General features: G+C 65.7%; 18 protein-coding genes and 1 tRNA gene. 18 read left to right on the forward strand and 1 reads right to left on the reverse strand.

Going from position 1 to position 20,441, the window contains the following annotated elements; all coding sequences use genetic code 11:
- Window positions 1-5: 5 nt before the first annotated feature.
- The 16 genes from JOE66_RS09100 (at window position 6) to pyk (ending at window position 19,173) form a co-directional block, all read left to right on the forward strand.
- Window positions 6-1,568 (forward strand): RsmB/NOP family class I SAM-dependent RNA methyltransferase, encoded by a 1,563-nt coding sequence (locus JOE66_RS09100; protein WP_205108724.1) that lies wholly within the window; start codon window positions 6-8, stop codon window positions 1,566-1,568.
- Between the two features lie 96 nt (window positions 1,569-1,664).
- Window positions 1,665-2,348 (forward strand): ribulose-phosphate 3-epimerase, encoded by a 684-nt coding sequence (rpe, locus tag JOE66_RS09105; protein ID WP_205108725.1) that lies wholly within the window; start codon window positions 1,665-1,667, stop codon window positions 2,346-2,348.
- Between the two features lie 36 nt (window positions 2,349-2,384).
- A complete protein-coding gene (locus JOE66_RS09110) occupies window positions 2,385-2,648 on the forward strand; it encodes a phosphoribosyl-ATP diphosphatase (RefSeq protein ID WP_205108726.1) in 264 nt (87 codons plus the stop codon).
- A gap of 85 nt (window positions 2,649-2,733) precedes the next feature.
- A complete protein-coding gene (gene hisG / locus JOE66_RS09115; protein ID WP_205108727.1) occupies window positions 2,734-3,573 on the forward strand; it encodes an ATP phosphoribosyltransferase in 840 nt (279 codons plus the stop codon).
- A 9-nt stretch (window positions 3,574-3,582) separates the two neighbouring features.
- A complete protein-coding gene (gene hisF / locus JOE66_RS09120) occupies window positions 3,583-4,344 on the forward strand; it encodes an imidazole glycerol phosphate synthase subunit HisF (protein WP_205108729.1) in 762 nt (253 codons plus the stop codon).
- Window positions 4,341-4,715 (forward strand): phosphoribosyl-AMP cyclohydrolase, encoded by a 375-nt coding sequence (gene hisI / locus JOE66_RS09125; RefSeq protein ID WP_205108731.1) that lies wholly within the window; start codon window positions 4,341-4,343, stop codon window positions 4,713-4,715. Before hisF ends, hisI begins: the two co-directional genes overlap by 4 nt.
- Entirely contained in the window at window positions 4,715-6,283 is a 1,569-nt protein-coding gene (locus JOE66_RS09130) for an anthranilate synthase component I (RefSeq protein WP_205108733.1), read from the forward strand. The genes hisI and JOE66_RS09130 overlap by 1 nt, the downstream gene beginning before the upstream one ends.
- A complete protein-coding gene (locus tag JOE66_RS09135) occupies window positions 6,280-7,056 on the forward strand; it encodes a Trp biosynthesis-associated membrane protein (RefSeq protein ID WP_205108735.1) in 777 nt (258 codons plus the stop codon). Before JOE66_RS09130 ends, JOE66_RS09135 begins: the two co-directional genes overlap by 4 nt.
- 85 nt (window positions 7,057-7,141) lie before the next feature.
- Window positions 7,142-7,372, forward strand: coding sequence for a DUF6704 family protein (locus tag JOE66_RS09140; protein ID WP_205108737.1), 231 nt, complete (start codon window positions 7,142-7,144; stop codon window positions 7,370-7,372).
- Between the two features lie 5 nt (window positions 7,373-7,377).
- Window positions 7,378-8,151 (forward strand): indole-3-glycerol phosphate synthase TrpC, encoded by a 774-nt coding sequence (trpC, locus tag JOE66_RS09145; protein ID WP_205108739.1) that lies wholly within the window; start codon window positions 7,378-7,380, stop codon window positions 8,149-8,151.
- Window positions 8,148-9,476 carry a tryptophan synthase subunit beta gene (gene trpB, locus JOE66_RS09150; RefSeq protein ID WP_205108741.1) on the forward strand — a complete coding sequence of 443 codons (1,329 nt, stop codon included), beginning with the start codon at window positions 8,148-8,150 and terminating at the stop codon, window positions 9,474-9,476. Before trpC ends, trpB begins: the two co-directional genes overlap by 4 nt.
- Window positions 9,473-10,276 carry a tryptophan synthase subunit alpha gene (trpA, locus tag JOE66_RS09155; RefSeq protein WP_205108743.1) on the forward strand — a complete coding sequence of 268 codons (804 nt, stop codon included), beginning with the start codon at window positions 9,473-9,475 and terminating at the stop codon, window positions 10,274-10,276. Before trpB ends, trpA begins: the two co-directional genes overlap by 4 nt.
- Before the next feature lie 172 nt (window positions 10,277-10,448).
- The gene (gene lgt / locus JOE66_RS09160; protein WP_372435485.1) at window positions 10,449-11,528 is read left to right on the forward strand and encodes a prolipoprotein diacylglyceryl transferase; all 1,080 of its coding nucleotides are present in this window, start codon (window positions 10,449-10,451) and stop codon (window positions 11,526-11,528) included.
- Window positions 11,529-11,638: 110 nt separating this feature from the next.
- A complete protein-coding gene (gltB, locus tag JOE66_RS09165) occupies window positions 11,639-16,216 on the forward strand; it encodes a glutamate synthase large subunit (RefSeq protein WP_205108745.1) in 4,578 nt (1,525 codons plus the stop codon).
- Window positions 16,209-17,666 (forward strand): glutamate synthase subunit beta, encoded by a 1,458-nt coding sequence (locus JOE66_RS09170; protein WP_205108747.1) that lies wholly within the window; start codon window positions 16,209-16,211, stop codon window positions 17,664-17,666. Before gltB ends, JOE66_RS09170 begins: the two co-directional genes overlap by 8 nt.
- A 37-nt stretch (window positions 17,667-17,703) precedes the next feature.
- Window positions 17,704-19,173 (forward strand): pyruvate kinase, encoded by a 1,470-nt coding sequence (gene pyk, locus JOE66_RS09175; RefSeq protein ID WP_205108749.1) that lies wholly within the window; start codon window positions 17,704-17,706, stop codon window positions 19,171-19,173.
- Window positions 19,174-19,226: 53 nt separating this feature from the next.
- Here pyk and JOE66_RS09180 read toward each other — a convergent pair.
- Window positions 19,227-19,307 (reverse strand) — tRNA-Leu (locus JOE66_RS09180).
- A gap of 38 nt (window positions 19,308-19,345) precedes the next feature.
- On the opposite strand from JOE66_RS09180, the gene JOE66_RS09185 reads away from it, so the two are divergent.
- Together JOE66_RS09185 and JOE66_RS09190 are read left to right on the forward strand one after the other, a co-directional pair.
- Window positions 19,346-19,951 (forward strand): ANTAR domain-containing response regulator, encoded by a 606-nt coding sequence (locus JOE66_RS09185; RefSeq protein ID WP_205108751.1) that lies wholly within the window; start codon window positions 19,346-19,348, stop codon window positions 19,949-19,951.
- Between the two features lie 95 nt (window positions 19,952-20,046).
- On the forward strand, window positions 20,047-20,436 hold the full coding sequence (locus JOE66_RS09190) for a PaaI family thioesterase (protein ID WP_205111808.1): 390 nt from the start codon (window positions 20,047-20,049) through the stop codon (window positions 20,434-20,436).
- Window positions 20,437-20,441: the final 5 nt, after the last annotated feature.

Consider the following 20,441-nt stretch of genomic DNA (forward strand, 5'->3'; position numbering starts at 1 on the left):
TCTTCGTGAGTTCATCCCAGGGCGGCGCCGGCGACCGCCCCAAGCACGGCCGCCAGGGCGCGAACCAGGGTCGCAACGGGTCAAGCCCGGCGCGGGTCCCTGCTGGGCGCGACCACGGTCGAACGGCAGGCTCACGCGGTCGCTCCGGTTCGGCCCCGGGGCCGAGTGAACGGTCCCAGGGCAGCATCGGCGTCCAACCCGCCCGCCGCATCGCATTCGAGGTGATCCGCGCCGTGCGCGAAGACGACGCCTACGCGAACCTGCTCCTTCCCGCCAAGCTCGAACGGGCCAGGCTGAGCACCGCAGACGCCGGACTTGCCACCGAACTCACCTATGGCACACTCCGCCTGCGCGGGTACTACGACCGCGTGATCGAACTCGCGGCCAACCGCCCGATCAGCGAGATCGACGGCGTCGTGGTCGACGTGCTCGAACTCGCAGCACACCAACTGCTTTCGCTGCGGGTGGCCAGCCACGCCGCGGTCAACGAGGCGGTCGAACTCGCCCGCGATGTGGCGAGCCGATCATCCACTGGCTTCGTGAACGGTGTCTTGCGCACGATCACCCGGTCGACACCGGAAGAGTGGCAGGAGCGTGTTCTCGAAGCCGCCGGCGACGCCGATGCCCGGCTCGAGGTGCTGTATTCGCACCCATCGTGGATCATCCGCGCGTTCCGCCGTGCACTCCTGGCCGACGGAGCCACTCCCGACGAGGCGGAGGTCGACCTCGTCGCGCTGCTCGAAGCCGACAATGAGGCGGCGAAACTCGGGCTCATCGCTCTGCCGGGATTGGCTGAGCGCAGCGAGATCCACGTCGACGGGCACGCGTCGCTGTATTCGCCCTTCGGTTTCATCACCGACTCCGGCGACCCGCGCGACATCGAGCAGGTGCGAACCGGCACGGTACGCGTGCAGGACGAAGGCTCGCAGCTCGCTGCCCTCGCACTCGTGCACGCTGCGCCGATAGCAACTGGTGAGGTCTGGCTCGACCTGTGCGCCGGTCCCGGTGGCAAGACGGCAGTGCTCGCGGCCGAGGCGCGAATCGGGGGAGCGACGGTCATCGCGAATGAACCGGTTGCAGCCCGCGCCGATCTCGTACGCAATGCGCTGGCCGCCCTGCCGAACCCTCCGTCGGTGTGGGAGGAAGACGGAACCCTGATGGGCGAGGAGAACCCTGGGCGATTCGACAGAATCCTGGTCGATGCTCCCTGCACTGGTCTCGGCGCACTGCGCAGACGACCAGAGGCTCGCTGGCGAAAATCACCCGCCGATGTCTCGGAACTCGTCGGGCTACAGGCGCGGCTGATCGACGCCGCGGTACTCGCCCTGAAACCCGGGGGCATTCTGGTCTACGTCACGTGTTCGCCGCACGTCGCCGAGACCAGGGGTCAGGTGACCGACGCACTGAAGCGCCACAGCGAGACTCTGCGGCCGTTGGAGACCCAGGCCGTGATGCAGTCGTTCGTGTCGACTTCGCTACAGCTCGGCACTGATACGACGCAGGCCCAGCTGTGGCCCCATCGGCACGGTACCGATGCGATGTTCATCGCGGTCTTCCGCAAGCTCTGACGCTGCAGGGTTTCGATACGCAGCTTCGCTGCTACTCAACCGGCGCTGGTTGAGTAGGCGCGTCGCGTCGTATCGAAACCCGCCTACGCTGGAGCCATGCCCATGCGTATCGATCCCAGCATCCTGGCCGCCGACTTTGCCAATCTCGAGGCCGAACTCGCCCGGATCGGTACGGCAGACCTCGTGCACGTCGACGTGATGGACAACCATTTTGTGCCCAACCTCACCCTCGGGCTTCCCGTCGTCGAGTCGCTGCAGAAGGTGTCCGCCCTGCCGCTCGACCTGCACCTGATGATCACCGATGCCGACCGCTGGGCTCCCGTCTACGCCGAGACCGGCGCCTACTCCGTGACCTTCCACGCGGAGGCAGCGACCGATGTCGTGGCAACTGCCAGGCGCCTTCGCCAGATCGGCGCGCGCGCCGGCCTGGCGGTCAAGCCCGGCACCGACATCGAGCCCTACCTGCAGCTCCTGCCCGAATTCGACATGCTGCTGGTCATGACCGTCGAACCGGGGTTCGGCGGGCAGTCGTTCATGGAAGACACGATGCCGAAGCTCCGCCGGGCATCCGAAGCCGTCGTGAAGAGCGGCCTCGACGTGTGGCTCCAGGTCGACGGGGGCATCAGCGAGAAGACGATCGAGATCGCGGCAGAGGCAGGCGCGAACACCTTTGTCGCCGGGTCGAGTGTCTTCGGCGCCGAGAATGCGGCCGCCCAGATCACCCTGCTCCGGGATCTCGCCTCACGGCATACCCACGCACCCACCCAGCCTGCGCACTGAACGCTGGCGACCGGCTCATGCCGGTACCCTTGAACCGTGAAGACCTTCGACGAACTGTTCAGTGAACTCAGCGAGAAGCAGGCGCTGCGGCCCGAGGGTTCCGGCACCGTGCGCGAACTCGACGCTGGCGTGCACGCCATCGGCAAGAAGATCGTCGAAGAGGCAGCCGAAGTGTGGATGGCCGCGGAGTACCAGAGCGACACCGAGACGGCCGAGGAGATCTCGCAGTTGCTCTACCATCTGCAGGTCATGATGCTGGCCAAGGGCCTTTCGCCAGCCGACATCTACCGGCACCTGTGACTGATGGTTTCGTGCGTCCCCGCCGCACGAAACGACCCGCTGAACTCGAACGACCTGAACGACTCGAAATTGTGAAAGACACGAAATGTTGAAAATCGCGGTGCCCAACAAGGGTTCCCTGTCAGAGACCGCCGCCCAGATGCTCGCAGAGGCGGGCTACCACGGCCGTCGCGACCCGCGCGAACTCGTCACCCAGGACCCCAAGAACGACGTCGAGTTCTTCTACCTCCGGCCGCGCGACATCGCGACCTACGTCGGCTCCGGCGCGCTCGACATCGGCATCACCGGCCGTGACCTCCTACTCGACTCCGAGTCGACAGCGACCGAGATCGCCGAACTGAACTTCGGCGAGTCGACCTTTCGCTTCGCCGCCCCGCCGAAGACATTCGATTCGCTGAGCCAGCTCCAGGGCCGCCGCGTGGCCACCAGTTACCCGGGCCTTGTCGCTGCCTTCCTCGCCAGGTCGAACGTCACAGCCACTCTCGTGAAGCTCGATGGCGCCGTCGAGTCTGCTGTGCGCCTGGGGGTGGCGGATGCTGTGGCCGACGTCGTCTCGACCGGCAGTACCCTGCGCAAGGCAGGGCTCGAGATCTTCGGCCCGGTCATCCTCGAGTCCACTGCCGTGCTCATCAGTTCCGGCGTGCAGAAGCCCGGTGCCGAAACCCTCCAGAGACGCCTGCAGGGTGTGCTGGTCGCACGCCAGTACGTGCTGATGGACTACGACGTCCCTCGCGCGCTGCTCGACGCGGCAGCGGCGCTGACTCCCGGCATCGAGTCGCCCACGATCTCGCCGCTGGCCGACCCCGACTGGGTCGCCGTACGCGCCATGGTTCCCCGCCTCGACATGAACCTGGTGATGGACGCACTCTGGGAGGTCGGCGCCCGCGCCATCCTGGTCAGCCCCATCCACGCCGTGAGAATGTAGGAACGGGCCGTGTCTCTCGCAGTGCGTGTCATCCCGTGCCTCGACGTCGCCGGCGGCCGCGTCGTGAAGGGCATCAATTTCGAGAACCTGCGTGACGCCGGAGACCCGGTGGAGCTCGCCACCCTCTATGCGGCGCAGGGCGCTGACGAGATCACCTTTCTCGACGTCACGGCAACCGTCGACGAGCGGGCGACGACGTACGACATCGTGCGTCGCACCGCCGAACAGGTCTTCATACCGCTGACCGTCGGCGGGGGAGTCCGAAGCCCCGAAGACGTCGCACGGCTGCTGGCCAGCGGCGCCGACAAGGTCGGGGTGAACAGCGCCGCGATCGCGCGGCCCGAACTCCTCGGCGACATCGCCGACCGCTTCGGCGCGCAGGTCCTGGTGCTCTCGCTCGACGTCAAGCGTGGTGGCAACACCGAATCGGGCTTCATCGTCACGACCCACGGCGGCCGCCGTGACACCGATCTGGATGCCCTGGCCTGGGCATCGCGTGCCATCGAACTCGGCGCCGGCGAACTCCTCGTCAACTCCATCGACGCCGACGGCACCAAAGACGGCTACGACCTCGAACTCATCGCCCTGATGCGCCAGGTGAGCACGGTTCCGGTGATCGCCTCCGGAGGAGCGGGCCGCACGAGCGATTTCCCCAAGGCGATCGCTGCAGGGGCCGACGCGGTGCTGGCGGCATCGGTGTTCCACAACAGACAATTGACCATCGCCGATGTGAAAGCGGCGCTTGCAGAGAGCGGGGTGGTGGTGCGATGAGCTTCGCGCTCGACGTCGACTCGGTGATCAGCCGGGCCACGTTCAACGACCAAGGCCTGCTGCCGGCGATCATCCAGCAGTTCGACACGTCTGAAGTGCTCATGCTCGGCTGGATGGACGCCGAAGCGCTGCGGCGCACCTACACCAGCGGCCGGGTGACATTCTGGTCGAGGTCGAGGCAGGAGTACTGGCGAAAGGGCGACACCTCCGGGCACGCGCAATTCGTTCGTGCCGCCGCGCTCGACTGCGATGGCGATACGCTCCTGGTCACGGTCGAGCAGATCGGTGTGGCCTGCCACACCGGCACGCGCACCTGCTTCGACGGCGACGTTCTCACTCCCCGAGTACTCACAGACCAACAGGAACAGTGATGGCACCCAGTACCCCGAGCTCGACGACTCGCGAAGAGTTCGACCGACTCCTGAACACCCACCGGGTCATCCCGGTCATCCGTACACTCTTCGCCGATGGAGAGACACCGATCGGCATCTACCGCAAGCTGAGCGACAACCGCCCGGGCACCTTCCTGCTCGAATCTGCGGGGCAGGGCGGCGTCTGGTCGCGGTTCTCGTTCATCGGCGTGTCGAGCTACGGTGTGCTGAGTGCCGACGGTGACCGCGCCGTGTGGATGGGATCCGGGCTCAACACGGCCCGGGCGTTCCCTCACGGTATGCCGAGCGGGCCGCTCGAGGCTCTGGCCGAGCTCTACGAAGAGTGGAAGACACCTGCCATCGAGGGGCACCCGCCGCTGACCGGAGGACTCGTGGGGTTCATCGGCTGGGAGACGGTGCGCCAGATCGAACACCTACCCAACCGCCCACCAGCCGACTTCGCGGTACCGAGCCAGGCGCTGTCGTTCGTCTCCGACCTGATCGCTGTCGACCACCTGCTCGGCACGGTGACACTGGTCTCCACGGTGCTCGCCGACGGCGACATCGCGGGCGGCTCCGGCGATTCGGGCGGCAGGAGTGCCGACCCTGATGAACTGTGGCGCGACGCCGTTGCGCGGCTGGATTCGATGCAGTACCGCCTGGCGAAACCGGCGGAGGCCTGGCTTGCAGAAGCCGACTTCTCGCTGGCCGCGACCCCGGATGCCCGCACCACCCGCACCGATTTCCTCGACTCGATCGAGGTGGCCAAAGAGCACATCCGCGAGGGCGACATCTTCCAGGTGGTCATCTCGCAGCGCTTCGACCTGGCCTGCAGCGCAGAACCGATCGAGGTGTACCGCGTGCTCAGAACCCTGAACCCGAGCCCGTACATGTACCTGCTGAACCTCGAGTCTCCTGCGCGCACGCCGTACGCCATCGTCGGTTCGAGCCCCGAGGCACTGGTCAAGGTCGAAGACGGTCGCGCATTCACCCACCCGATCGCCGGTTCACGCCCGCGCGGCCGCGGTGTCGACGAAGACCTCTCTTTCGAGAGCGAGCTGCTGGCCGACCCGAAGGAGAAGGCCGAACACCTGATGCTCGTCGACCTGGCGCGCAACGACCTGCTGAAGGTCTGCGAAGCGGGCTCGGTCGAGGTCACCGAGTTCATGCGCATCGAGCGGTTCAGCCACATCATGCACATCGTCTCGTCGGTCGAGGGGGTTCTCGCCCCCGAGGTGACGGCGATCGACGTGTTCCGCGCGACCTTCCCCGCCGGAACCCTCTCCGGTGCCCCGAAACCGCGGGCACTGCAGATCATCGACGATCTCGAACCGGCACAGCGCGGGGTCTACGGCGGCGTTGTCGGGTATTTCGACTTCGCCGGCGGGGCGGACCTCGCCATCGCGATCCGCACAGCCGTGATCGCCGACGGGGTGGCGCACGTGCAGGCCGGTGGCGGGCTCGTCGCCGACTCCGACCCCGCCTCTGAGTTCCTCGAATCCCAGAACAAGGCCGCGGCGCCCCTTCGCGCCGTGGCGATCGCTAATGCGATGAAGAGAGTCGGATGACCGGGGCGCCGCTTCGCCGGGTGAAATCCCTGAGCATCCTCGCCGTGGTCGCGTGGAGTGCCCTGGTGTTCCTGGCGTGGTCGCAACCGTGGTTCACGCTTACGGCGCAGGGGCGAGCCGGAGACACTCTCACGGTCACCGTGCAGGGTGCTGCAGCCGCTCCTGCCCTCTCTGCCCTGGCACTCGCCGGTCTCGCGCTCTCCGCGGCACTCGCCATCGCCGGGCCCGTCATCAGGATCATCCTCGGGCTGCTCGAACTCGTGCTCGGCCTGTCGATAGTGGTCTCCTCCGCCGCGGCCCTGGCCGACCCGGTGCCCGCAGGGCAGTCTGCTGTGACCAGTGCGACGGGCGTAGCGGGGAGCAGTTCCATTCTGGCCATCGCCGAGGCAACGGGATCGACGCCGTGGCCCTGGGTGGCGACCGTCGCGGGTACGCTGATGGCTGTGACGGGCATCCTGATCGTCGTGACGTTCCGCCGGTGGCCGGTGTCGGGGCGCAAGTACCAGCCCGTGCAGTTCGCCGACGAGACAGGGCGAACCTCTACCAGCCCAGCCACGCTGGTGGAGGCGAACCTCGAGCCGGCCGGGCCCGTCGACGGGAGTCGTTCCACCGAGCGCACCACCCCGGAGACAGCTCAGGACTCCGCTCCTTCGACGGCCGCTCCCGTGGAAACGAGCCAGCCGGTCGACCTCGACGCGAAAGCCGAGTCCGACCGAACCCGGGCCGTCGACAGCTGGGACAGCCTGAGCCGCGGAGTCGACCCCACCAACTGACATTCCGGGCCCCTCATCGGACCCGCACGGCAATTCGGCACCCGATAGACTGGTCGCCGACCCACGCACATCTTCAAGGAGCACCATGAGCATTGAGTCATCTGAGCCCGGCCACGGCAGTTCCATTGCATCGTGGACGGCGGTCGTGATCATGCTGGTCGCGTTTGCGATCGGCACCCTCGCTTTCTTCCTCTCCATCGTCTGGCTCGTCTGGGCGTCTGCCGTGCTCCTCGTCGTCGGCCTTCTGGTGGGCTACGGCCTCGCCAAAGCGGGCTACGGCGTCGACGGGGCGAAGACCGCTGCCAGGGGGCACTAACTCCAGTGCTCTCCTCCCTGAGTGCCGGGGCCGCAGAAGACGCGGAAGCCCGGCGACTTCTCGTCAGCTACGACGAGGTCGAACGTGCCGCTCTCGCCCAGGAGCCGGCACTCGATGCCCTGGCCTTCCTGGCTCCGGCCGAACGTGTGAAGATCATCGCCGAAGTCAAGCGCGCCAGTCCGTCGCGCGGCGCGCTGGCGGCGATCACCGACCCGGCGGCGCTGGCCTCCACCTACCAGTCCGCCGGCGCGAGTGCAATCAGTGTGCTGACAGAAGGCCGCAAGTTCAAGGGCTCGCTCGAAGACCTGGAGCTCGTTCGGCAGGCCGTCTCGGTACCCGTCCTCCGCAAGGACTTCGTGACCCTCGACTACCAGGTGCTCGAAGCCCGTGCGGCCGGTGCCGACCTGGTCCTGCTCATCGTGGCCGCACTCGACCAGTCGACGCTGCTGCACCTGCATGAGTTCATCAACGAACTCGGAATGACGGCGCTGGTCGAGACTCATTCGGCCGACGAGGTCGAACGCGCCCTTGACCTCGGTGCATCACTCATCGGTGTCAACGCCCGCAACCTGTCGACGTTCGAACTCGACAGCGACCTGTTCGGCCGCCTCGCCGACCGCATCCCGGCCGGCATCATCCGGGTTGCAGAATCCGCTGTGAAGACTGCCGCCGACGTCAGCCACTACCGCTCGAGCGGGGCCGACGTCGTGCTCGTCGGCGAAGCCCTGGTCACCGGCGACCCTGCACGTACCCTCGAAGAATTCCTAGGAGTCTCATGACCACCCACCTGCGTGACGAGAACGGGCCGTTCTTCGGCGAGTTCGGAGGCAGGTTCATGCCGGAGTCGCTCATCGCGGCGCTCGACGAGATCAGCGCTGCCTACGACGAAGCGAAGAACGACCCCTCGTTCGCCGCCGAACTGGCCGAACTCCACCGCACCTACACCGGCCGGCCCTCGATCATCACCGAAGCCATGCGTTTCGCCGAGTATGCGGGCGGAGCCCGCATCATCCTGAAGCGTGAAGACCTGAACCACACGGGTTCGCACAAGATCAACAACGTGCTCGGCCAGGCGTTGCTCGCCAAGCGACTCGGGAAGACCCGCCTCATCGCCGAAACCGGCGCGGGCCAGCACGGTGTTGCCACGGCAACGGCCGCCGCGCTGTTCGGTATGAGTTGCGTGGTGTACATGGGCGAGGTCGACACCGAGCGCCAGGCGTTGAATGTGGCCCGTATGCGCCTGCTCGGTGCTGAGGTCGTTCCGGTCACCACGGGCACCCGCACGCTGAAAGACGCCCTGAATGAGGCGTTCCGCGACTGGGTGGCCAACGTCGCTGACACCCACTATCTGCTCGGCACGGTCGCAGGCCCGCACCCGTTCCCCGTCATGGTGCGCGACTTCCACAAGATCATCGGCGAAGAGGCTCGCGAGCAGGTCCTGGCTCTGACGGGCTCGCTGCCCGACGCCGTCGTCGCGTGTGTCGGTGGCGGTTCGAATGCCATCGGCATCTTCCACGCTTTCCTCGACGACCCCGACGTGGCGCTCTACGGCTACGAAGCCGCGGGAGACGGCGTCGACACCCTGCGCCACGCCGCGACGATCACCATGGGCCGCCCCGGCGTACTGCACGGCTCTCGCAGCCTGATGCTGCAAGACGACGACGGCCAGACCCTCGATTCGCACTCCATCTCCGCCGGGCTCGACTACCCGGGGGTCGGGCCCGAGCACGCCTGGCTCGCCTCGATCGGGCGCGCCACCTACCTGCCCGTCACCGATGCTGAAGCCATGTCGGCCTTCCGGCTGCTGTGCCAGACAGAGGGAATCATTCCGGCCATCGAATCGGCACACGCGCTGGCGGGTGCGTTGACGCTCGGCCGTGAACTCGGCCCCGACGCGACGATACTCATCAATCTGAGCGGCCGCGGAGACAAAGACGTCGAGACCGCCGGGCGCTACTTCGGCGTGCTCGATGAGGCCGCCCTCGTCGCCAGCGAGCTCGAACTCACCGACCTCTCGAGCGAACTCGACAGTGGTGCAGAAGAGGTCGCCGAACTCGATCGCGATGCCAGGGAGCTGGCCAAAGGCGAGGGTACCCAGCGATGAACGACAGCACCACGACGGCCTCGCCCGTCGCCACGACCATCGCGAACACGCGCGTCGATCGCGCGGGCGCCCTGATCGGGTACCTACCGGTCGGCTTCCCCACGCTCGAAACGAGCATCGATGCGGCTGTCGCGCTGGTAGAGAACGGCGTCGATGTGCTCGAGCTCGGGCTGCCGTACACCGATCCGGTGATGGATGGCCCGGTCATCCAGAAGGCCACCCAGACCGCCCTCGAGAACGGCTTCCGCCTGCGCGACGCGTTCACGGCCGTCGAAGCCATCCGCTCGCGGGTCGACGCTCCCATTCTGCTCATGACGTACTACAACCCCGTCGTGCAGTACGGCGTAGACCGCTTCGCCGACGATCTCGTCTCGGCCGGGGGAGCCGGGCTCATCACGCCCGACCTCACTCCTGACGCAGCCGGCGAGTGGCTTGCAACCAGCGACCGCACGGGCCTTGACCGGGTGTTCCTGGCTGCGCCGACATCGACGGATGACCGGCTCAAGCTCGCGGTCGACAACAGTCGGGGCTTCGTCTACGTGGTCTCGACCATGGGCGTCACCGGTGCCAGGGGCGACGTCGACGCGGCCGCACGCACACTCGTGGACCGCCTGCGCGGTGCCGGTTCCACCAGCGCATGCGTCGGCATCGGGATTTCAACGAGCGACCAGATCGCCGAGATCCTGGCCTATGCCGACGGTGCCATCGTGGGCTCGGCCCTCGTCCGGGCCCTCTCCGAAGACGGCGTCGCCGGAGTGGCCCGAGTCGCAGCTTCCCTCGCCCGGGGTACTGCGCGCTGAAAGTCCTTCTGGGATGGGCGGCGTCACGCTTCGCGCCTGACGCCGCCCATCACTCTGGGAGAGCTCGAAGGTTCAGAACCCGTGTCACGCGGGTGCACACGACGCACCATAAGATTGGGCTTGCCGATTGCCCATTGACGGCAACGAGTCCCTACGGAAGGTTTCCACCCAGGTGTTTGTGCCGCAAAGCATTCCCAGCCCGACGATCAATTCCCTGAACATCACGGGGTGGCTCCAGACGCTGGGCATCAACCTGCCTGTCACGATCGACATCAAGTTCTACGCGATCTGCATTCTCATCGGGATCGTCGCGGCGACCATCCTGACCTCTCGCAGGCTCACCAAGCGCGGCGCAGAGCCGGGCATCGTGCTTGACATCATCCTGTGGGCCGTGCCGCTCGGCATCATCGGCGCGCGACTCTTCCACGTGTTCACCCACCCCGGCGACTACTTCTACGACGGCGCCAACCCGTGGGAGGTGTTCGCCATCTGGAACGGCGGCATCGCCATCTTCGGCGGCCTCATCGGTGGCGCCGTCGGTGCGCTGATCGGCTGCCGTATCTCCGGTATTCGGTTCTGGACGTTCGCTGACGCCCTGGCGCCGGGACTGCTGCTCGCCCAGGCCTTCGGCCGCTTCGGCAACTACTTCAACCACGAACTCTTCGGCAACCCGACCGACGGCTGGTGGGGCCTCGAGATTCCCGCCACCTTCCCGTGGAACGGGCAGCCCAATCCGGCCATCCCGGTCGGCCTTGCCCCCGGAACCCTCTTTCAGCCGACCTTCCTGTACGAAGTCATCTGGAACCTGATCGGTGTGGCATTCCTGCTCTTCATCGGCAAGAAGCTGGCCCTCCAGTGGGGCAAGCTCTTCGGCATCTACCTCATCTGGTACGGCGTGGGTCGCTCGGTCTGGGAGACCATCCGGGTCGACCCGAGCGAGATCTTCTTCGGCGTTCGGGTCAACGTCTGGGCGGCGTGGCTGGCGATCCTCATCGGTATCGTCATCATCGTCGTGCAGACCAAGCGGCACCCAGGGCTGGAGCGCACCCCGTACAGTTCGGGCATTGCATGGTCGCCAGCAGGCGCTGAGGTAGACTCGAGTGAGAGATACACAGACGAAGAACTTCGTGGCGACGGTGCCGCCGAAGCAGCGGCAGGCGAGAATTCGGCCGATTCAGACGCTGGCACCCCGACTGAGAATGACTTCGAACCCAGCGCCACAAGCGCGACGCGTACCAAACCCACAGCTTAATCAGAAGCCCGAATCCGATACTCTCGTATCGTTCACACCCCTGTCACACCTCGGGCCGCCGGCGTCCCAATCACGAAGAACCCGGTAAGTACCCGGGGGGATGGATTCCTATGGTTGAGAGCAGAACCTCTTCCCGCTTCACCACGCACCCCGCGCCCGTAGGACTCTACGATCCAGCGAACGAGAAAGACGCGTGTGGGCTGGCCATGGTCGCCACCCTGCGCGGGGTCGCGGGCCACAACATCATCGACACGGCTCTGGATGCCCTGCGGAACCTCGAGCACCGAGGAGCCGTCGGCTCCGACGCGGGTACCGGCGACGGCGCCGGCATCCTCACCCAGATCCCCGACGCCTTCCTCCGCGCGGTCTCTGGTGTAGAGCTGCCTGACGTCGGTCACTACGCCGTCGGCAACGCCTTCCTGCCCCTCGACACGGCAGAACGCGAAACGGTCATCGCCCGCGTGGCCGAGATCGCCGACGAGGAGGGCCTCACGGTTCTCGGCTGGCGCGAGGTCCCCGTTCGCCCCGAGGAGCTCGGGCGTCTCGCGCGCGAGGCGATGCCGGCGATCTGGCAGCTGTATGTCGAGGCGAAACACCACGACGTTCACGGCGAGAAGGCCTCGGGCATCCAGCTCGACCGCCTGACCTACCGGCTGCGTAAGCGTGTCGAGCACGAGCATGAGGTCTACTTCATGTCGCTGTCTGCCCGCACGCTCACCTACAAGGGCATGGTCACGACGCTGCAGCTCGAGCCGTTCTACCCCGACCTCTCTGACGAGCGCTTCGCATCGAAGCTCGCCCTGGTGCACTCGCGCTACTCCACGAACACCTTCCCGTCGTGGCCTCTGGCACAACCGCTTCGCATGATGGCCCACAACGGTGAGATCAACACGGTGCAGGGCAACCGCAACTGGATGCGCGCGCGCCAGTCGCAGCTGAAGAGTGAACTGATCGGCGACATCGCGCCGCTTCGGCCGATCGTCACGCCCGGTGCGAGCGACTCTGCCTCGTTCGACGAGGTCGTCGAGCTCCTGACTCTCGCTGGCCGATCGCTGCCGCACGCGATCATGATGATGGTGCCAGAGGCGTGGGAGAACAACGCCTCCTTCGACCCGGCCCGTCGTTCGTTCTACGAGTTCCACTCCATGCTCATGGAGCCCTGGGATGGCCCAGCCGCCCTGGTCTTCACCGACGGCAACCTCGTCGGTGCCACTCTCGACCGCAACGGTCTCCGCCCAGGCCGCTACCTCGTCACCGACGATGGCCTCGTCGTGCTCGCGAGCGAGATCGGCGTGCTCGACGTCGACCCGTCGAAGGTCGTTCGTAAGGGGCGCCTGCGCCCCGGCAAGATGTTCCTCGTCGACACCGAGGCCGGTCGCCTCATCGAAGACGATGAGATCAAAGACTCCCTCGCTGCCAGCGAGCCGTGGGCCGAGTGGCTCGAAGAGGGGCGCATCAACCTGCGCGACCTTCCCGAACGCGAACACATCGTGCACACGCCGGCCTCGGTCACTCGTCGCCAACGCACTTTCGGTTTCACCGAAGAAGAGATCCGCATCCTGCTCACGCCGATGGCGAAGAACGGTGCAGAGCCCCTCGGTGCCATGGGATCAGACACGCCCATCGCCGTGCTGTCGAAGCGGCCGCGGCTGTTGTTCGACTACTTCACCCAGCAGTTCGCCCAGGTCACCAACCCGCCGCTGGACTCCATCCGCGAAGAAGTCGTCACCTCGCTGCGCCTCGGTCTCGGCCCCGAGCGCAACCTGCTCGACGCGACTCCCGGCCACACCGGCCAGGTGGTGCTCGACTTCCCGGTGATCGACAACGACGAGCTCGCCAAGATCCAGCACATTGACCCGAGTCCCGGCAGCGCGACGACCACGACCCTTCGGGGGCTGTACCGCGTCGAGAACGGCCCCTCGGCCATGCAGGAACGCATCGCCGAAATGTGCATCGAGGCCGATGAGGCCATCGCCAACGGTGCGAAGTTCATCGTGCTGAGCGACCGCGACTCAAACAAGGAGAACGCACCTGTTCCGTCGCTCCTCATGCTTTCAGGAGTGCACCACCACCTGATCCGGGCCGAGACCCGCATGAAGGTCGGCCTGATCGTCGAGGCCGGTGACGTTCGGGAAGTGCACCATGTTGCGCTGCTGATCGGCTTCGGAGCATCCGCCGTCAACCCGTACCTCGCGATGGAGACGTGCGAGAACCTCGTCCGCTCCGGAATGATCACCGGGATCACGCCCGAGAAAGCCGTGAAGAACGTCATCAAGGCGCTCGGCAAGGGCGTACTGAAGATCATGTCGAAGATGGGCATCTCTACCGTCTCGTCGTACGCCGGCGCCCAGGCCTTCGAAGCCGTGGGTCTCGACAAGGAATTCGTCGCAAAGTACTTCACCGGCACCTCGTCGAAGCTCGGCGGCGTCGGCATCGAGGTCATCGCAGCCGAGAGCGCGAACCGGCATGCTGCGGCCTACCCAGAAGACGGCGCGATCACCGTGCACGAGCCCCTGGCCGTCGGCGGCGAATACCAGTGGCGCCGCGAGGGGCCGCCCCACCTCTTCAACCCCGACACCGTCTTCCGGCTGCAGCACTCGACGCGGGCGCGCAGGTACGACATCTTCCGCGAGTACACGAAGCTCGTCGACGACCAGGCCGAGCAGTTGATGACCGTTCGCGGTCTCTTCAAATTGAAGACGGATGTTCGAAAGCCCGTTCCGCTCGATGAAGTGGAGTCGGTCGAATCCATCGTGAAGCGGTTCTCCACCGGTGCGATGAGCTACGGCTCCATCTCCCAGGAGGCGCACGAGACGCTCGCGATCGCCATGAACCGGCTCGGCGCCAAATCGAACACCGGCGAGGGCGGCGAAGATGTCGCGCGCCTGCTCGACCCCGAGCGCCGTAGCGCGATCAAGCAGGTCGCCTCAGGCCGATTCGGTGTCACGAGCATGTACCTCACCCATGCCAACGACATCCAGATCAAGATGGCGCAGGGCGCAAAGCCCGGCGAGGGCGGCCAGCTGCCGCCGACCAAGGTGTACCCGTGGATCGCGCGCACCCGACACGCGACCGCCGGTGTCGGTCTCATCTCGCCGCCGCCCCACCACGACATCTACTCGATCGAAGACCTCAAGCAGCTGATCTTCGACCTGAAGCGCGCCAACCCCGAAGCCCGGGTGCACGTCAAACTCGTGAGCCAGAATGGCATCGGCGCTGTCGCTGCCGGCGTGACGAAGGCACTTGCTGACGTCGTTCTGGTCTCCGGCCACGACGGCGGAACAGGTGCGAGCCCGCTCAACTCCCTGAAGCACGCCGGAACACCGTGGGAACTCGGCCTCGCCGAGACGCAGCAGACGCTGATGCTCAACGGAATGCGGGACCGTGTCGTGGTGCAGGTCGACGGCCAGATGAAGACAGGCCGCGACGTGATCGTCGGTGCGCTTCTGGGAGCGGAGGAATTCGGCTTCGCCACCGCGCCGCTCGTCGTCTCCGGTTGTGTCATGATGCGCGTCTGTCACCTCGACACCTGCCCTGTTGGCGTCGCGACGCAGAACCCCGAACTCCGCGCCCGGTTCACCGGCAAGCCGGAATTCGTGGTGAACTTCTTCGAATTCCTCGCCCAGGAGGTTCGCGAATATCTGGCGGAACTCGGCTTCCACACCCTCGAAGAGGCCATCGGTCACCACGAGCTCCTCAACGTGAACGCAGCACTCGAGCACTGGAAGGCAGACGGCCTCGACCTGAGCCCGATCTTGGTCGGCCCGGTCTTCTCCGACGACGAGCCCCGCGTCAACCGCCGCCAGCAGGAACACGAACTCGAGAAGCACTTCGACGTTCAGCTGATCAGCGATGCCGAAGAAGCGCTCGCCTTCGGTGAACCGGTGGTCATCTCCCTGCCGATCCGCAATACCGAGCGTGCCGTCGGCACGATGCTCGGGCACGAAGTCACCGTTCGCCACGGCGAGAACGGCCTGCCGGACGACACGATCCAGATCACACTGCTGGGCTCTGCCGGGCAGTCGCTTGGAGCCTTCCTTCCCTCTGGCATCACCCTCAGGCTCGAAGGCGACTCGAACGACTACGTGGGCAAGGGGCTCTCAGGCGGCCGCATCGTCGTGCGCCCGAACCGGGCCTCGACCTTCGCGGCCGAGCAGAACGTGATCGCCGGCAACGTGATCGGGTATGGCGCGACCAGCGGAAGCATGTTTATCCGGGGCATCGTCGGCGAACGTTTTCTCGTGCGCAACTCCGGTGCAACGGCCGTCGCCGAAGGTGTGGGGGACCATGCGCTCGAATACATGACCGGAGGAATCGCACTGATCCTCGGCGCGACCGGTCGTAACCTCGGCGCCGGGATGTCCGGTGGAACGGCCTACATCCACAAGCTCGATGCGGGGCTGGTGAACACCGACTCGCTTGGCTCGGGGGAGCTTCAGCTCCTTCCTCTCGACGAGACCGACAAAGACCTGGTGCGTTCGCTTCTCACCGAGCACGAGTCTGAAACCGGATCGACGGTGGCGACCGCGCTGCTGGCCGACTTCGACCGTACGGCGGGCGAATTCGTGAAGGTTCTGCCCCGCGACTACGCAGCCGTTCTTGCAACCCGCCAGACCGCGCTCGACGAGGGTCTCGACCCCGACGGCGATGTGGTCTGGGAACGAATCCTGGAGGTAACCGGTGGCTGATCCCAAGGGATTCCTGAAAGTCACTGAACGTGAGCTGCCCAAGCGGCGGCCCGTTCCCATTCGGCTGATGGACTGGAAAGAGGTCTATGAACCGGCGAACCCGTCGGAGACCCGGCGCCAGGCCGGCCGCTGCATGGACTGCGGCATCCCGTTCTGTCATCAGGGCTGCCCACTCGGAAACCTGATTCCCGAGTGGAACGACCTCACCTGGCGCGGCGAAGGGCGCCAGGCGATCGAACGCCTGCATGCCACGAACAACTTCCCGGAGTTCACCGGGCGACTGTGCCCGGCACCCTGCGAGAGTTCGTGCGTTCTGGGAATCAACCAGCCGGCAGTCACGATCAAACAGGTCGAGGTGTCGATCATCGACCAGGCGTTCGCCAACGGCTGGGTCACACCCCACCCGCCCGAGCGCCTCACAGGAAAGACCGTTGCCGTCGTGGGATCGGGCCCCGCAGGACTGGCCGCAGCCCAGCAGCTGACCCGGGCCGGCCACACCGTCGCTGTCTACGAGCGCGACGACCGCATCGGCGGCCTGCTCCGCTACGGCATCCCCGACTTCAAGATGGAGAAGAAGCACCTAGAGTCGCGCCTGACACAGATGATGGCCGAGGGAACACGATTCCGCGCCGGAATCAACATCGGTGTCGACATCACGTGGGCAGACCTGCGGTCCCGCTACGACGCCGTCATCGTCTGCACGGGAGCCACCGTGCCGCGCGACCTCGCTATTCCCGGGCGCGACCTCGATGGTGTTCACTTCGCCATGGAGTACCTGGTGCAGGGCAACAAGGTCGGCGCCGGCGATGTTGTCACCGACCAGATCACGGCTGAGGGCAAGCACGTCGTCGTTCTGGGCGGCGGCGACACCGGAGCAGACTGCATCGGTACTGCACACCGTCAGCAGGCTCTTTCGGTGACGAACCTGGCCATCGGCCAGCAGCCGCCGCACGAGCGCACAGAGAACCAGCCGTGGCCGACGTTCCCGAACCTCTTCGAGGTCTCGAGTGCGCACGAGGAGGGCGGAGAGCGTGTCTATCTCGCCTCCACCGTGGAGTTCCTCTCCAACGAATCCGGCGAGGTTCGTGCCATCCGTGTCGCCGAGACCGAATACCTCGACGGGCGGCGGGTGCCGAAGGCCGGCACCGAGCGGGAGATTCCCGCGGACCTCGTGCTCCTCGCCCTGGGCTTCACCGGCCCGGAGTCCGCAGATCTCTCCTCACAGGTCGGCGCGGTCTTCGATGGTCGCGGCGCGATCGAGCGCGACAAGGACTACGAGACGAGCATCCCTGGCATCTTCGTCGCAGGCGACGCCGGGCGGGGCCAGTCGCTCATCGTCTGGGCGATCGCAGAAGGTCGCGCCGCCGCCGCGTCGGTCGACCGGTATCTCGAAGGAGACACCGAACTGCCATTCCCCGTTTCCCCCACAGACCGCGCTATCGCGATCTAATAGAACAGACCAACCAATGCGCTCTCTGCGCAGAATCATGGAGCACCGTTCAAATATGAGACGCGCAAAAATCGTCGCAACGCTCGGCCCGGCGACATCGTCGTATGAGAACCTCCGGGCCATCGTCGATGCCGGAGTCGACGTCTGCCGCATGAACCTCAGCCACGGGACCTACGACGTGCACGAGGCCATCTACGCCACCGTTCGCAAGGCGGCCGCCGATTCCGGCCGGGCCGTCGCCGTGATGGTCGACCTGCAGGGCCCGAAGATCCGCCTCGGCAAATTCGAAGGCGGCCCGTACTACCTCGAACAGGGCGACATCTTCAAGATCACCACCGAAGAGGTCATCGGTACCCGGGAACTCTCGGGAACGACCTTCAAGGGCCTGCCCCAGGACGTCTCTCCCGGTGACTTCCTCCTGATCGACGACGGCAAGGTCAAGGTCCGTGTGCTGGAGACTGACGGCACCGTCGTCACCACCGAGGTTGTCGTGGCCGGCAACGTCTCGAACAACAAGGGCATCAATCTTCCCGGTGTCGCGGTCAACGTGCCGGCGCTGTCGAAGAAGGACGAAGCAGACCTGCGCTGGGGCCTGAAGCTCGGCGCCGACCTGATCGCGCTCTCGTTCGTCCGCGATGCGAGCGATATCACCCGCGTGCACGAGATCATGGCCGAAGAGGGTCGCAAGATCCCGGTGATCGCCAAGATCGAGAAGCCGCAGGCCGTCGACAACCTCGAAGAGATCATCGATGCCTTCGACAGCATCATGGTCGCCCGCGGTGACCTGGGCGTCGAGCTGCCTCTCGAGGCCGTGCCGATCGTGCAGAAACGGGCCATCGAACTGTCGCGCCGCATGGCCAAGCCGGTCATCGTCGCCACGCAGATGCTCGAATCGATGATCTCCAGCCCCATCCCGACGCGGGCGGAGACGTCCGACGTCGCGAACGCCGTCCTCGATGGTGCAGACGCGGTCATGCTGAGCGGCGAGACCAGCGTGGGGGAGTACCCCATCATCACGGTTCAGACCATGGCGCGCATCGTCGAGTCGACCGAGGTGCACGGTATGGAGCGCATTCCTGCGCTCGGCACGAAGCCGCGTACACAGGCTGGCGCAATCACGTTGGCTGCCGCCGAAGTCGCCGACTTCGTCGAAGCCAAGTACCTGGTGGTGTTCACTGAGTCGGGCGACTCAGTTCGACGGATGACACGGCTTCGGTCGAGCATCCCCATCGTCGGCCTCACACCGGAGCCGGGCATCCGCAACCGCATGGCGCTGTCGTGGGGAGTCGAGTCGTTCCTGGTCGACCGGGTCAAGCACACGGACCAACTGATGGTGCAGGTGGATGACGTGCTCCTGGGCGAGAACATGGCCCAGATCGGCGACAAGGTCGTGGTGATCTCCGGGTCCCCTCCCGGAAAAGCCGGTACCACCAACGACATGCGCGTACACATCGTCGGTGAGGGACACAACCCGAAGAAGCCCGACCCCGACGAGCTCGACCACTAAGACGTCAAAGAAAAAGACCCGAGAAACTGCTTCTCGGGTCTTTTTCTTTTTTGTACCGGTGGTCGGACTCGAACCGACACGTCTTGCGACAACGCATTTTGAGTGCGCCGCGTCTACCATTCCGCCACACCGGCTCGCGTCAACAGTGTTCAGAATACCGTAGGGTTGAGTTGTGACTGACCACGATACGCCCACGACTGCACCCCGCCGTGTAGTTGTCGCTGAAGATGAATCCCTGATCCGCCTCGACATCGTCGAGATCCTCCGTGACAACGGTTTCGAGGTGGTGGGTGAGGCTGGCGATGGCGAGACGGCGGTGGCGCTTGCAACCGAACTTCGGCCCGACCTGGTCATCATGGACGTCAAAATGCCCCTGCTCGACGGCATCTCCGCCGCAGAGCGCCTTTCAAAGGGCCACATCGCTCCCGTCGTGCTGCTCACGGCCTTCAGCCAGAAGGAACTCGTCGAGCGCGCCACCGAGGCCGGTGCCCTCGCTTACGTCGTCAAGCCCTTCACTCCGAACGACCTGCTGCCCGCGATCGAGATCGCTCTCTCGCGCTATGCCCAGATCATCACTCTCGAGGCAGAGGTCGCCGACCTCGTCGAGCGGTTCGAGACGCGCAAGCTGGTCGACCGAGCCAAAGGCCTCCTGAACGAGAAGATGGGTCTGACAGAGCCTGAGGCGTTCCGATGGATCCAGAAGGCCTCGATGGATCGCCGTCTCACCATGCACGACGTCGCCCAGGCGATCATCGAGCAGCTCTCGGTCAAGAAGTAGAGCAGCCTGCGGACTTGACCGGCGCACACAAGGCGACCGCCGCCGAGCGAGCCACTCCGGCGAACGGAACCACCTCGGCACTGAGCCCGATCGATATGAACGCACTGTTCGGTCGCGGCAGTGGTGCCCTCGCTGAGCGGATGGGTATCGAGTTCTTCGAGCTGTCGCCAGAGCGCTCGGTGGCGACGATGCCTGTCGACGGAAACACGCAGCCGTTCGGGATCGTTCATGGCGGAGCCTACGTCGTCCTTGCCGAGAGTCTCGGCTCGTTCGCCGCGAACATCTTCGCCGGCGCGGGCCGAGTCGCTGTGGGAATCGAGGTCAGCGCCAGCCACACGGGGTCAGCATCCAGTGGCACGGTGACCGGTGTCTGCACGGCCATCAAGCTCGGCCGGACCCTCACCGTTCACGAGATCGCGATCTCTGATGCGTCCGGTCGACGACTGTCGACGGTACGCATCACCAACTTCATCAAGGATCTGTAGAGGCC

The sequence above is a fragment of the Subtercola frigoramans genome (assembly GCF_016907385.1).
Classification (GTDB): domain Bacteria; phylum Actinomycetota; class Actinomycetes; order Actinomycetales; family Microbacteriaceae; genus Subtercola; species Subtercola frigoramans.

Coding starts and splice junctions, on each gene's coding strand:
- rpe (WP_205108725.1), top strand. CDS start 1,665: ATGCCCATGCGTATCGATCCCAGCATCCTGGCCGCCGACTTTGCCAAT.
- hisG (WP_205108727.1), top strand. CDS start 2,734: ATGTTGAAAATCGCGGTGCCCAACAAGGGTTCCCTGTCAGAGACCGCC.
- hisI (WP_205108731.1), top strand. CDS start 4,341: ATGAGCTTCGCGCTCGACGTCGACTCGGTGATCAGCCGGGCCACGTTC.
- JOE66_RS09130 (WP_205108733.1), top strand. CDS start 4,715: ATGGCACCCAGTACCCCGAGCTCGACGACTCGCGAAGAGTTCGACCGA.
- JOE66_RS09135 (WP_205108735.1), top strand. CDS start 6,280: ATGACCGGGGCGCCGCTTCGCCGGGTGAAATCCCTGAGCATCCTCGCC.
- JOE66_RS09140 (WP_205108737.1), top strand. CDS start 7,142: ATGAGCATTGAGTCATCTGAGCCCGGCCACGGCAGTTCCATTGCATCG.
- trpB (WP_205108741.1), top strand. CDS start 8,148: ATGACCACCCACCTGCGTGACGAGAACGGGCCGTTCTTCGGCGAGTTC.
- trpA (WP_205108743.1), top strand. CDS start 9,473: ATGAACGACAGCACCACGACGGCCTCGCCCGTCGCCACGACCATCGCG.
- gltB (WP_205108745.1), top strand. CDS start 11,639: ATGGTTGAGAGCAGAACCTCTTCCCGCTTCACCACGCACCCCGCGCCC.
- pyk (WP_205108749.1), top strand. CDS start 17,704: ATGGAGCACCGTTCAAATATGAGACGCGCAAAAATCGTCGCAACGCTC.
- JOE66_RS09190 (WP_205111808.1), top strand. CDS start 20,047: ATGAACGCACTGTTCGGTCGCGGCAGTGGTGCCCTCGCTGAGCGGATG.